We start from the raw sequence: 13030 nt of genomic DNA, 5'->3' as shown, positions 1-13030 counted from the left end.
TGCAACGCCTTCATACAAATTCAATAGTGAGAATCTGCAAATGTCCTCGACCACGGGCAACGGCAAAGCGATTTTTCGCGTTGTCAGCGGCAATTTCCTCGAAATGTTCGACTTCATGGTCTACGGCTTCTACGCCACGGCCATCGCGAAAACTTTCTTCCCCGCCGACAGCGCCTTTGCATCCCTGATGCTGTCGCTGGCCACGTTCGGCGCCGGCTTCCTGATGCGTCCATTGGGGGCGATTTTCCTCGGCGCTTACATCGACCGTCATGGCCGGCGCAAAGGCCTGATCATTACCTTGGCAATGATGGCCGCCGGCACCGTGCTGATCGCCTGCGTCCCCGGCTATGCAACGCTTGGCGTGGCAGCACCGTTGCTGGTGCTGTTCGGACGCCTGCTGCAAGGCTTCTCGGCCGGCGTGGAACTGGGCGGCGTGTCTGTGTATCTGGCGGAAATCTCCACCCCCGGCCGCAAGGGCTTTTTCGTCAGTTGGCAGTCCGCCAGCCAACAGGCGGCCGTGGTATTCGCCGGCCTGCTCGGTGTCGGTCTCAATCACTGGCTAAGCCCGGAGGAAATGGGCGAATGGGGCTGGCGCGTGCCGTTTCTGATCGGCTGCATGATCGTACCGGTGATCTTCGTCATCCGTCGTTCGCTGGAAGAAACCCCGGAATTCCAGGCGCGTAAACATCGCCCTACCCTGCGCGAAATCGTCCGTTCAATCGGTCAGAACTTTGGCATTGTCATCGCCGGCATGGCGCTGGTTGTGATGACCACAGTGTCGTTCTACCTGATCACCGCCTACACCCCGACTTTCGGCAAATCCGAACTGCATCTGTCGGACCTGGACGCCTTGCTGGTGACCGTCTGCATTGGTCTGTCGAACTTCTTCTGGTTGCCGGTGATGGGTGCGGTGTCCGACAAGGTCGGACGTAAACCCCTATTGCTCGCGGCGACAATTCTGGCGATTCTGACGGCTTATCCGGCACTGTCGTGGCTGGTGGCGAACCCGAGTTTCAGCCATCTGCTGATCGTCGAGCTGTGGCTGTCGTTCCTGTACGGCTCTTATAACGGCGCGATGGTGGTGGCGCTCACGGAGATCATGCCGGTGGAAGTTCGTACGACCGGATTCTCGTTGGCCTACAGCCTGGCGACGGCGACGTTTGGTGGTTTTACACCGGCAGCGTGCACTTATCTGATTCATGTGCTGGGTAACAAGGCTGCGCCGGGCATCTGGCTCACAGGTGCAGCGGTGCTGGGGTTGATTGCGACGCTGGTGCTGTTTCGTGGCAACAGGCATGAACTGCGTACTGCGCAAGCGGCTGTGGTTGGTCGCGCCTGACAGGACGCCATCGCTGGCAAGCCAGCTCCCACAAGGGTTTCGGGTGTGAATGCGATTGTGCAAGCCCTCAAGAAACCTGTGGGAGCTGGCTTGCCAGCGATGAGGCCGGTACAGGTAACAGAGATTTACAAGGCATAAAAAAACGCCCCGACCTAAGTCGGGGCGTTTTCATGTGCAGCCAAGGCTTAGCGCGGGAACGCAGGCGGGTTTACACCGGCCATGTCTTCCATCACGCGAACCACCTGGCAGCTGTAACCGAACTCGTTGTCGTACCAGACGTACAGAACAACGCGGTTATCCTGAGTGATGGTCGCTTCAGCGTCGACCACACCGGCGTGGCGCGAGCCAACGAAGTCGGTCGAAACCACTTCCTGCGAGTTGACGAAGTCGATTTGCTTATGCAGATCGGAGTGCAGCGCCATGTAGCGCAGGTACTCGTTCATCTCTTCACGGGTGGCGGCTTTCTCAAGGTTGAGGTTGAGAATGGCCATCGACACGTTCGGCGTTGGAACACGGATCGCGTTACCGGTCAGCTTGCCGGCCAGCTCAGGCAGGGCCTTGGCAGCAGCGGTGGCAGCACCGGTCTCGGTGATAACCATGTTCAGCGCGGCGCTACGGCCACGGCGATCGCCCTTGTGGAAGTTGTCGATCAGGTTCTGGTCGTTGGTGTACGAGTGAACGGTTTCGACGTGACCGTTGATGATGCCGAACTTGTCATTAACAGCTTTGAGCACCGGCACAATGGCGTTGGTGGTGCAGGAAGCGGCAGACACGATCTTGTCGTCAGCGGTAATTTCACCGTGGTTGATGCCGTGAACGATGTTCTTCAGCTTGCCTTTGCCAGGCGCGGTCAGAACAACGCGGTCGATACCCGGGCACGCCAGGTGTTGACCCAGGCCATCAGCGTCACGCCATACACCGGTGTTGTCCACCAGCAGTGCGTCTTTGATGCCGTACTGGGTGTAATCCACTTCAGTCGGGTTCTTCGCGTAGATCACCTGGATCAGGTTACCGTTGGCGGTGATGGTGTTGTTTTCTTCGTCGATGGTGATGGTGCCGTTGAACGAACCATGGACCGAATCGCGACGCAGCAGGCTGGCGCGTTTGGTCAGGTCGTTGTCGGCGCCTTTACGCACGACGATGGCACGCAGACGCAGACCGTCGCCACCACCGGTTTTTTCGATCAGGATGCGCGCCAGCAGACGGCCGATTCGACCGAAGCCGTACAGCACAACGTCAGTGCCTTTGCGGGCCGAGGCGTTTTGCTGGCCAACCACATCAGCCATTTCTTCACGAACGAACTGCTCGGCGCTGCGGCCGTTGCCTTCGTTGCGGAATTTGAACGCCAACTTGCCCAGGTCTACCGAAGCCGCGCCGAGCTTGAGCTCGCTCATGGCTTTGAGCAGGGGGAATGTTTCGTGGACGGAGAGTTCGCTGTCGTCGGAAGAACGGTGGCGCGCAAAGCGGTGAGCTTTGAGAATCGCGATGACAGACTGGTTGATCAGGCTGCGGCCATAGATCGAGCTCACCACGTTGTTATTGCGGTAGAGCTGACCGATAAGCGGGATCATCGCTTCTGCGAGTGCTTCACGGTCGATCCATTCACCAAGACACTGGTCGGGCTTCTGAGTCACGGTAACCTTCCACATGTAGGGGCAGAAAAAAGGGGCTACATTATGCCGCTCAGAACCGCACGTAGCAATGCGCGCCTGTCGCGCAAACGCTAACAAATTTCCGTTCAAAAAAATTGCGCCCTTCTCCAGGCCAGTAAATACGCGGCCTCCAGCACAGTCAATTTTTCGACGACTGTTAGACGATGTCTGTAACCCTCCGAAACACCACTCGGTTTCGGCACTACATAACCGCTAAAAAAGTGCTGGTTTTTATGGTTACCACTACATTTCACCCAAACATCGAAGATAGACACAGTCTGCAACTGACAGGCAGCATCGGACGCCGCTACAATTACCGACTTTGTCGCAACGCCTGGAGCTCAACCTTCCGTGCCTGTTCTGCGTCTACCGCTTCTCCCTGCTGCGGCAGGTAAACAGCATTGGGGCAATTTGCCCGGTGCCGCCCTCAGCCTGGCGATTGCCGAGGCTGCCAGCGCTGCCAAGCGCTTCACCCTGCTCCTGACCGCCGACAGCCAAAGTGCCGAACGGCTGGAACAGGAGCTGAGTTTCTTCGCCCCGGATTTGCCCGTCCTGCATTTTCCCGACTGGGAAACCCTGCCCTACGACCTGTTCTCGCCGCATCAGGACATCATTTCCCAGCGCATTGCCGCCTTATATAGGTTGCCGGAGCTGGCGCATGGCGTGCTGGTGGTGCCGATCACGACAGCACTGCATCGTCTGGCGCCGACCAAGTTCCTGCTCGGCAGCAGCCTGGTGCTGGATGTCGGCCAGAAGCTCGACGTCGAGCAAATGCGCTCGCGACTCGAAGCCAGCGGCTATCGCTATGTAGACACCGTCTACGAGCACGGCGAGTTCACCGTGCGCGGCGCATTGATCGATTTGTTCCCGATGGGCAGCAAGCTGCCCTATCGCATCGACCTGTTCGACGACGAAATCGAAACCCTGCGCACCTTCGATCCGGAAAACCAGCGCTCCATCGACAAGGTCGATTCGGTCAAGCTGCTGCCGGCCCGTGAGTTCCCGCTGCAGAAAGATGCAGTCACCCGCTTCAAGGCGCGTTTCCGCGAACGCTTTGACGTTGATTTCCGTCGCTGCCCGATCTTTCAGGATTTGAGCAGCGGTATCACACCGGCCGGTATCGAGTACTACTTGCCGCTGTTCTTTGACGAAACCTCGACCCTGTTCGATTACCTGCCCCAGGACACGCAAGTGTTCTCGCTGCCGGGCATCGAGCAAGCGGCGGAGAATTTCTGGAACGACGTACGCAATCGTTATGAAGAACGCCGCGTCGATCCTGCTCGTCCTTTATTGCCACCGGCGGAATTGTTCCTGCCGGTGGAAGATTGCTTTGCCAGGCTCAAGAGCTGGCCGCGCGTGGTCGCCAGCCAACAGGACGTAGAAGTCGGTGCAGGTCGCGAGCGCTTCCCGGCGCAAGCGCTGCCGAATCTGGCGATCGAAGCCAAGGCCACGCAACCGCTGGCAGCACTGGCAGGTTTCCTCGATGAATTCCCCGGACGCGTGCTGTTCACGGCCGAATCGGCGGGCCGTCGCGAAGTCCTGCTGGAGTTGCTCGAACGCCTGAAACTGCGACCGAAAACGGTCGACAGCTGGCCGGATTTCGTCGCGAGCAAGGATCGCCTGGCGATCACCATTGCGCCGCTCGACGAAGGCCTGCTGCTCGACGACCCGGCGCTGGCATTGGTCGCCGAAAGCCCGCTGTTCGGTCAGCGAGTCATGCAGCGTCGCCGTCGCGAGAAGCGCGCCGACGGCAACCACGACGCGGTGATCAAGAACCTCACCGAACTGCGCGAAGGCGCGCCGGTGGTGCACATCGATCACGGTGTCGGCCGCTACCTGGGCCTGACGATTCTGGAAATCGACGATCAGGCTGCCGAATTTCTCACCCTCGAATACGCCGAGAACGCCAAGCTCTATGTTCCGGTGGCCAACCTGCACTTGATCGCCCGCTACACCGGCAGCGACGATGCACTGGCCCCGCTGCACCGCCTCGGCTCCGAGACCTGGCAGAAAGCCAAACGCAAAGCGGCCGAACAGGTGCGCGACGTTGCCGCCGAATTGCTCGACATCTATGCCCGTCGCGCCGCTCGCGAAGGTTATGCGTTCGCCGATCCGAAAGCCGATTACGCGACATTCAGCGCCGGTTTCCCGTTCGAAGAAACGCCCGACCAGCAAACCACCATCGAAGCAGTGCGCGCCGACATGCTCGCGCCGAAACCGATGGATCGTCTGGTCTGCGGTGACGTGGGTTTCGGCAAGACCGAAGTGGCCATGCGCGCAGCGTTCATCGCTGTACACGGCGGCCGCCAGGTTGCGATTCTGGTGCCGACCACCCTGCTCGCCCAGCAGCATTACAACAGCTTCCGCGACCGCTTCGCCGACTGGCCAGTAAGCGTGGAAGTGATGAGCCGCTTCAAGTCCGCCAAGGAAGTCAACGCGGCGATTGCCGATCTGGCGGAAGGCAAGATCGACATCGTCATCGGCACGCACAAATTGCTGTCCGACGACGTGAAAATCAAAAACCTCGGGCTGGTGATCATCGACGAAGAGCACCGTTTTGGTGTGCGTCAGAAAGAACAGCTCAAGGCCTTGCGCAGCGAAGTCGACATTCTGACCCTGACGGCCACACCGATTCCGCGCACGCTGAACATGGCGGTGTCGGGCATGCGCGACCTGTCGATCATTGCCACGCCGCCGGCGCGACGCCTGTCGGTGCGCACCTTCGTCATGGAGCAGAACAAGAGCACGGTCAAAGAAGCCCTGCTCCGCGAACTGCTGCGTGGCGGTCAGGTTTATTACCTGCACAACGATGTGAAAACCATCGAGAAGTGCGCCGCCGATCTGGCCGAACTGGTTCCGGAAGCACGGATCGCCATCGGCCACGGACAGATGCGCGAGCGCGAACTTGAACAGGTGATGAGCGACTTCTATCACAAGCGTTTCAACGTGCTGATTGCCTCGACCATCATCGAGACCGGTATCGACGTACCGAGCGCCAACACCATCATCATCGAGCGCGCCGACAAGTTCGGTCTGGCGCAACTGCACCAGCTGCGCGGCCGTGTCGGTCGCAGTCACCACCAGGCTTATGCTTATCTGCTGACGCCGCCGCGCCAGCAGATCACTTCAGACGCGGAAAAGCGTCTGGAGGCGATTGCCAACACCCAGGACCTCGGTGCCGGTTTCGTGCTGGCCACCAACGACCTGGAAATCCGTGGCGCCGGCGAACTGCTCGGCGATGGCCAGAGTGGCCAGATTCAAGCCGTGGGTTTCACGCTGTATATGGAAATGCTTGAGCGCGCGGTGAAATCGATCCGCAAGGGCGAGCAACCGAACCTCGATCAACCGCTTGGCGGTGGCCCGGAAGTCAATCTGCGGGTACCGGCGCTGATTCCGGAAGACTATTTGCCGGACGTCCACGCCCGCCTGATCCTGTACAAGCGCATCGCGTCGGCCACCGACGAGGAAGGCTTGAAGGATCTGCAAGTCGAGATGATCGATCGTTTCGGCCTGCTTCCGGAGCCGACCAAGAATCTGGTGCGCATCACGGCGTTGAAGCTGCAGGCCGAAAAGCTGGGCATCAAGAAAGTCGACGGTGGCCCGCAGGGTGGACGCATTGAGTTTGAAGCGCAGACTCCAGTCGACCCGATGACCCTGATCAAACTGATTCAGAGCCAGCCAAAACGCTACAAATTCGAAGGCGCCACGATGTTCAAGTTCCAGGTGCCGATGGAGCGCCCGGAAGAGCGCTTTAATACTGTAGAGGCGCTGTTTGAGCGCCTCATCCCGAAAACTGCTTGAAGGACGCCGCATGCGCCTGTTTCGCTCACTGACTTTGCTACTCACCTTGGTAGCACCTTCGGCGTTTGCCGATGACCTGTATCAGGTCGAAATGATTCTGGTGCGCCAGAACGCAGTGCCGGCGATTGTCAGCCGCGCCGCGCCGGAAGACTGGGCCGCGGGCGCCCAGCGTTTGGGCGACGAAAGCAAACGTACGCCGGCGCTGAATGACGTCGTCACCAAACTCACCGCCAGCGGCGAGTACAGCGTGTTGATGCACAAGGCCTGGCAGCAAACCCTCGGTGAAACGCCGGCAAAAGTCGCGATCAGCGAAGGCAACGAGCAATTCGGTCAGTTCCCGATCGAGGGTACGCTTGAGATGAAACTCGGGCGCTTCACCGACGTGGCTGCGGATTTCTGGGTCAATCAGATCGACGCCAATGGCCTGGTCACTGCCAGTGAGCGCCTGAAACAGGACAGCCACACCAAAAACGGCCAGCTCAATTATCTCGATAACGGCCATCTGGCCCTGCTGATCAAGATCACTTCCCTGACCGCGCCTGCGCCACGGGAAGCGCCTGAAGTCGTTCCGGACTGATCGAAGTCCTTATGTCCCCGCCCCTGAGTAAACCGTTGGCACCCTCCTGGGTCAGCCGATTCAAGGAACAGAGCCTGGAGCGTGGTCGCCGCTACGCCCTGGAAAACCGGGTACGCATCGCCCAGGTCGGCGATGCGACCATTACCGCCAGTTGCGAAGGCTCTGGCGGTAACGTCTACCGTCAGACCATTCACCTGCGCGAGTCAGCCAAAGGCACTTTGCTGCTGGTCGACGCCACGTGCACCTGCCCGGTTCGCAGCAACTGCAAGCATTGTGCAGCGGTGCTGCTGAAAATCCAGGAAACCCTGGAGTACCCCGCTGCCGCAAAAGACGCCGAGCTGCTGGAAAAACTCCAGGCCGTGCTGGAAAACCGTGGCCCGAAGGCACCACCGCAAGTGCTGGTCGACAACGTTCAACCAATGCCTCGCCTGTGGCTGGCCAGCGTCGAGTTCAGTGCATTTGAACCGCGTAACGGCAAGATGCAGCGCTACATTCAGCATCGCGCGGCGTTGTCGTTCAGCTATCTGGACGAATACGTCAGCGGGCAGAAAAACAGCGACATCCTGATCCGCCAGGAAAACCAGACTTTGCGGATAAAACGCCACCCGGAAGTGGAACAGTCCTACCGCGAACAGTTAAGAATCCTCGGCTTTCGTATCGCCACCCGGCAGAGCAAAGCCTTGCCGGAAAGCGCTGGCGAACTGTATGAAATGGTCAATGACAGCGCCTGGCTGACCTTCACCCTCAACGAACTGCCAAAGCTGCGCACCCAAGGCTGGGAATTGCAGATCGACGAAGAGTTCGGCTTCGACCTGACCGCCGTGGATGACTGGTACGCCACGGTTGAACAGGCGCCGGAGCGCGACTGGTTTGATCTGGAGCTGGGGATCATCGTCAATGGCGAGCGCCTCAGTTTGCTGCCAATCCTGCTCAACCTGATGCGCTCGCACGCGGAAATCCTCAATCCGGAGCGCCTCGCGCGGCGCCGTGACGACGAGCTGATTCTGGTCAACATTCCACAGCGCAACCTCGAGCATGGGCCGTTGCAGGTGGCGTTGCCGCTCGGCCGGTTGAAACCGGTGCTGGCCACGCTCGGCGAGTTTTATTTGCAGGAACCTGGCGAAACCACCCTGCGCCTGAGCAAGGCTGACGCCACGCGCCTTAATTCGCTGGAGGGGCTGCCGCTGCTATGGGAGGGCGGCGAGCAGATCCGCACGTTTGCTCAACGCCTGCGCGACATTCGTGACTTCAGCATCGAGGCCCCCGAAGGCCTGAACGCAACATTGCGTCCGTACCAATTCGAAGGCTTGAGCTGGATGCAGTCGCTGCGCCAGCTGGAAGTCGGCGGGATACTCGCGGATGACATGGGTTTGGGTAAAACCCTACAGACGCTGGCGCATATTCTCAGCGAGAAAATCGCCGGACGCCTGGATCGTCCGTGCATGGTGGTGATGCCTACCAGCCTGATCCCGAACTGGCTCGATGAGGCGGCGCATTTCACGCCGCAACTGAAAGTGCTCGCGCTTTATGGCGCCAGTCGCAAAAAGCACTTCGACAATCTGGCTGACTTCGACCTGATCCTCACTACCTACGCGCTGCTGCCCAAGGACATCGAACGTCTGGTGCAACAGCCTTTGCATGTCTTGGTGCTGGACGAGGCGCAGTACATCAAGAACCCCAACAGCAAAGCGGCGCAAGCGGCGCGCGAGCTGAATGCTCGTCAACGCCTGTGCCTGAGCGGTACACCGCTGGAAAATCACTTGGGCGAGCTTTGGTCGCTGTTCCATTTCCTGCTGCCGGGCTGGCTTGGCGACGTCAAAAGCTTCAACGCCGACTACCGCGTGCCGATCGAAAAACGCGGCAGCGAGGTCAGACTTCAGCACCTCAATGGTCGGATAAAACCGTTTCTGTTGCGCCGCACCAAGGAACAGGTTGCCACCGAGCTGCCGCCCAAAACTGAAATCATTCACTGGGTCGATCTCAACGAGGCGCAGCGCGACGTGTACGAAACCATGCGCTTGGCCATGGACAAAAAAGTCCGCGACGAGATCACCCGCAAAGGCGTGGCGCGCAGCCAGATCATCATTCTTGAAGCGTTGCTCAAGCTGCGTCAGGTCTGCTGTGATTTGCGCCTGGTCAATGGCGCCACCCTGCCCGCCCGCGGCAGCACTTCCGGCAAGCTCGACAGCCTGATGGAAATGCTCGAAGAGCTGTTCGAAGAAGGTCGGCGAATTCTGCTGTTTTCGCAGTTCACCTCGATGCTGTCACTGATCGAGGAAGAACTGAAGAAACGTAAAATCTCCTATGCACTTCTGACCGGTCAAACCCGCGATCGGCGCACACCGGTGAAGGAATTCCAGAGCGGCAATCGTCAGATCTTTCTGATCAGCCTGAAGGCGGGTGGCGTTGGCCTGAACCTGACCGAAGCGGATACGGTGATTCACTACGATCCGTGGTGGAACCCCGCGACCGAAAATCAGGCGACCGACCGCGCCTATCGGATCGGCCAGGAGAAACCGGTGTTCGTCTACAAGATGATTGCCCGAGGCACGGTGGAAGAGAAGATTCAGCACTTGCAGAAAGAGAAGTCTGACCTGGCAGCGGGCGTGCTGGATGGGCGCAAGGCTGGGGACTGGAAGTTGCAGAATGACGATATTGAAGCGTTGTTTGCGCCGTTGCCGGACAAGCTCGACAAACGTTGAGATCTTTGTCGTCTGTTAGATAGCTATCGCTGGCAAGCCAGCTCCCACAGTGATTTGGGATTGAACACTATTTTGTGAACAATACAAAAACCTGTGGGAGCTGGCTTGCCAGCGATGGAGCCAACTCCGTGCAGGCCTGATCAGCCCTTAAGCACCCGCGCCAAAGTCGATTTCACCTTGCCCATGCCGGCATGCAACGCCTGCTCGATCTCGGCCATGGTGATCACTTGCGTGGTCTTGCCCGCCGCCGGGTTCACCACCAGCGCCAGACACGCGTAATCCAGATCCAGCTCACGCGCCAACGCCGCTTCCGGCATACCGGTCATGCCAACGATGTCGCAACCATCACGCTCCAGACGCACGATCTCGGCCACGGTTTCCAGACGTGGTCCCTGCGTGCAGGCATAAACACCCTGATCGCTGTAATCGCAACCTTCGGCAGCCACAGCCGCAATCAATTGCTGACGCAACGGCTCGCTGTAGGGAAAGCTGAAATCGATGTGAGTGACCTGTTCCAGGTCATCGGCGAAATAGGTGTGTTCGCGCCCGCTGGTGTAGTCGACGATTTGATGCGGCACGCAGAAATGCCCCGTACCCATCGCAGGATGAATACCACCCACGGCGTTGACCGCGATGATCGCCTCGGCACCGGCCTGCTTCAGCGCCCAAAGGTTGGCGCGGTAGTTGACCTTGTGCGGTGGAAAGCGATGCGGGTGCCCGTGACGCGCGAGGAACAGCACTTCCTTGCCGGCATATTCGCCAATCTGCACGTCGGCCGAAGGCGCACCATATGGCGTGTCCACTGCCAGCGACTGGCGAATACTCAAGCCTTCGAGCTGGGTCAGGCCGGTGCCACCGATGATTGCGTAAACCGTCATAACGAAAAATCCTTAGTCGATCAGTTGAGCGTCTTTGAGTGCGCCGATGGCTTGCAGCCAGCGTGGATCCTGGCGGTAGTCAGTGCTGGCAAACGCCTGACCGCGCATACGTGCGATACGCGCAGACGGTTTGACCTTCATGCGTTGCGCAGCACTCAATGCCAATTCGGCAGCGGCGCGGTCATTGCAGACCAGGCCCATGTCGCACCCAGCAGAGAGTGCGGCTTCGATGCGACTGGCGGCGTCGCCAACCACGTGGGCGCCGGCCATCGACAGATCGTCGCTGAAAATCACGCCGTCGAACTGCAACTCGCCTCGCAGGATGTCTTGCAACCAGCGCCGAGAGAAGCCAGCAGGCTGCGAATCGACTTGCGGATAGATGACGTGTGCCGGCATGACCGCGGCCAGTTGTTTGCTCAGTTTGGCAAAAGGCACGAGGTCGTTCGCGCGGATCTCGTCAAGGCTGCGCTCGTCGTTGGGGATCGCAACATGGGAATCGGCCTCGGCCCAGCCGTGACCGGGGAAATGCTTGCCCGTGGCGGCCATTCCGGCGCTGTTCATGCCCCGGATGAAGGCGCCAGCGAGCAACGCGGCACGCTCGGGATCACCCTCAAACGAACGAGTACCAACCACGGCGCTGCGCTGGTAATCGAGATCAAGCACTGGGGCGAAGCTCAGGTCGAGGCCGACGGCCAGCACTTCGGTCGCCATGATCCAGCCACATTGCTCAGCCAGGTATTCGGCATTCGGATTGTCTGCGATGGCGCGCATGGCCGGCAGACGCACGAAGCCTTGACGCAAACGTTGCACGCGACCGCCCTCCTGATCCACCGCCAGCAGCAAGTCCGGGCGAATCGCACGGATCGCCGCGCTGAGCTCACGCACCTGGCGCGGATGTTCGATATTGCGGGCAAAAATGATCAGGCCACCCACTTCTGGCTGACGCAACAATTGGCGATCTTCAGCCGTCAGCCAGGTACCGGCGACGTCCACCATCAACGAGCCTTGCAGGCCAGCAGTCATAGAGATTCCTTGAAAACGAAAAACCCGATCCGCATGAAATCGCCACCGAGGGCAGTGCCCGGCAGGTCGGCGATATCGATAGAGAACGGATTCAGAACGAGAGTCGGCATGGGCGGCTAGCTTAGCGGATACAAGCTGCCGCGCCCACCCGTGCGCGGTTAAACCTTGGCGGCCACCGGCGTTGATTTGCTGCGCGGGCGCAATTGCGCAGTGGCCATGGCAGCGTCGGTTACGCCGGTATCAGCGCGCATACCCGCAGCGAGGAACGGCACCATCAGGCGCATGACCTGCTCGATGGAGGTATTGACGCCGAAATCCGTCTCGGCAATCGCGCGCAACGCCTTGATGCCGGACATGCTGAACGCGGCGGCACCGAGCATGAAGTGCACGCGCCAGAACAATTCAATCGGGGGAATGTTAGGTGCCGCCTCGTTGACCAGCAGCATGTAGCGACGGAACACCTTGCCGTACATGTCTTCCAGGTAACGGCGCAGGTGACCCTGGCTTTGGCTGAACGCGAGGCCGAGCAGACGCATGAAGATCGACAGGTCGTTACCGCTGCGAGGCTGAACCACGAGGGCTTGTTCGACGAGAATTTCCAGCAGCTCTTCGAGGGTCGGCTTGTTTTCAGGTTTGGCCTGACGGCGCTCCAGCTCTTTATCGAGACTGGCGCAGAAAGGCCCGAGGAAGCGCGAGAACACCGCCTGAATCAGCGCTTTCTTGGAGCCGAAATGATAGTTGACCGCAGCCAGGTTGACGCAAGCCTTGCTGGTGATCAAACGCAATGAGGTTTCAGCGAAACCTTTCTCCGCGAACAACTGCTCGGCAGCATCAAGAATGCGTTCAACGGTTTCCGACTGGGCCATGGCTACTCCGCCTGACAAACACTTGTTTGAAACATACGTTTCAGCCTGTGTCTTGTCAAGCCTGTCGGTTCGTTTTGGGAATGGTCAGTCAGCTATTTAACCACACAAGGACGACGCATTAATAAGCACGTCCACTGACCGTCTGGCGGCTTGCAAAAAAACGGGCATTGCCAAGACCGCTTCACTGTATAT

The 13030-nt window shown here is 59.3% G+C and carries 8 protein-coding genes; 4 read left to right on the top strand and 4 right to left on the bottom strand.

Annotation, left to right across the window (positions count from 1 at the left end; translation table 11 throughout):
- Window positions 1-40: 40 nt before the first annotated feature.
- Window positions 41-1339: an MFS transporter gene (locus AB4P92_RS25500; RefSeq protein ID WP_042560157.1), complete on the top strand. Its 1299-nt coding sequence runs from the start codon at window positions 41-43 to the stop codon at window positions 1337-1339.
- A gap of 185 nt (window positions 1340-1524) precedes the next feature.
- On the opposite strand, the gene AB4P92_RS25495 is transcribed toward AB4P92_RS25500, so the two are convergent.
- Window positions 1525-2988: a glyceraldehyde-3-phosphate dehydrogenase gene (locus tag AB4P92_RS25495; RefSeq protein WP_042560158.1), complete on the bottom strand. Its 1464-nt coding sequence runs from the start codon at window positions 2986-2988 to the stop codon at window positions 1525-1527.
- A 354-nt stretch (window positions 2989-3342) separates the two neighbouring features.
- Between AB4P92_RS25495 and mfd the strand changes: the two genes are divergently transcribed.
- From mfd to AB4P92_RS25480, 3 genes are read left to right on the top strand one after another with little or no spacing between them, the layout of a single operon-like run.
- Entirely contained in the window at window positions 3343-6792 is a 3450-nt protein-coding gene (mfd, locus tag AB4P92_RS25490) for a transcription-repair coupling factor (protein ID WP_042560159.1), read from the top strand.
- A 10-nt stretch (window positions 6793-6802) separates the two neighbouring features.
- Window positions 6803-7369, top strand: coding sequence for a CsiV family protein (locus AB4P92_RS25485; RefSeq protein WP_395598347.1), 567 nt, complete (start codon window positions 6803-6805; stop codon window positions 7367-7369).
- An 11-nt stretch (window positions 7370-7380) separates the two neighbouring features.
- Entirely contained in the window at window positions 7381-10071 is a 2691-nt protein-coding gene (locus tag AB4P92_RS25480) for a DEAD/DEAH box helicase (RefSeq protein ID WP_395598346.1), read from the top strand.
- A gap of 140 nt (window positions 10072-10211) precedes the next feature.
- On the opposite strand, the gene AB4P92_RS25475 is transcribed toward AB4P92_RS25480, so the two are convergent.
- The 3 genes from AB4P92_RS25475 to AB4P92_RS25465 all read right to left on the bottom strand — a co-directional run bounded on the left by AB4P92_RS25475 (window position 10212) and on the right by AB4P92_RS25465 (window position 12838).
- The gene (locus AB4P92_RS25475) at window positions 10212-10949 is read right to left on the bottom strand and encodes an S-methyl-5'-thioinosine phosphorylase (protein WP_200616767.1); all 738 of its coding nucleotides are present in this window, start codon (window positions 10947-10949) and stop codon (window positions 10212-10214) included.
- 12 nt (window positions 10950-10961) lie between these two features.
- Window positions 10962-11972, bottom strand: a complete 1011-nt coding sequence (gene nagZ, locus AB4P92_RS25470; protein ID WP_042560163.1) for a beta-N-acetylhexosaminidase — start codon at window positions 11970-11972, stop codon at window positions 10962-10964.
- Window positions 11973-12130: 158 nt separating this feature from the next.
- Window positions 12131-12838: a TetR/AcrR family transcriptional regulator gene (locus AB4P92_RS25465; protein ID WP_042560164.1), complete on the bottom strand. Its 708-nt coding sequence runs from the start codon at window positions 12836-12838 to the stop codon at window positions 12131-12133.
- Between the last annotated feature and the right edge of the window lie 192 nt (window positions 12839-13030).

Origin of the sequence: Pseudomonas sp. A0308 (assembly GCF_044218815.1) — a bacterium.
Lineage (GTDB): Bacteria > Pseudomonadota > Gammaproteobacteria > Pseudomonadales > Pseudomonadaceae > Aquipseudomonas > Aquipseudomonas iridis.
This window is presented reverse-complemented; position numbering and strand designations above follow the sequence as displayed.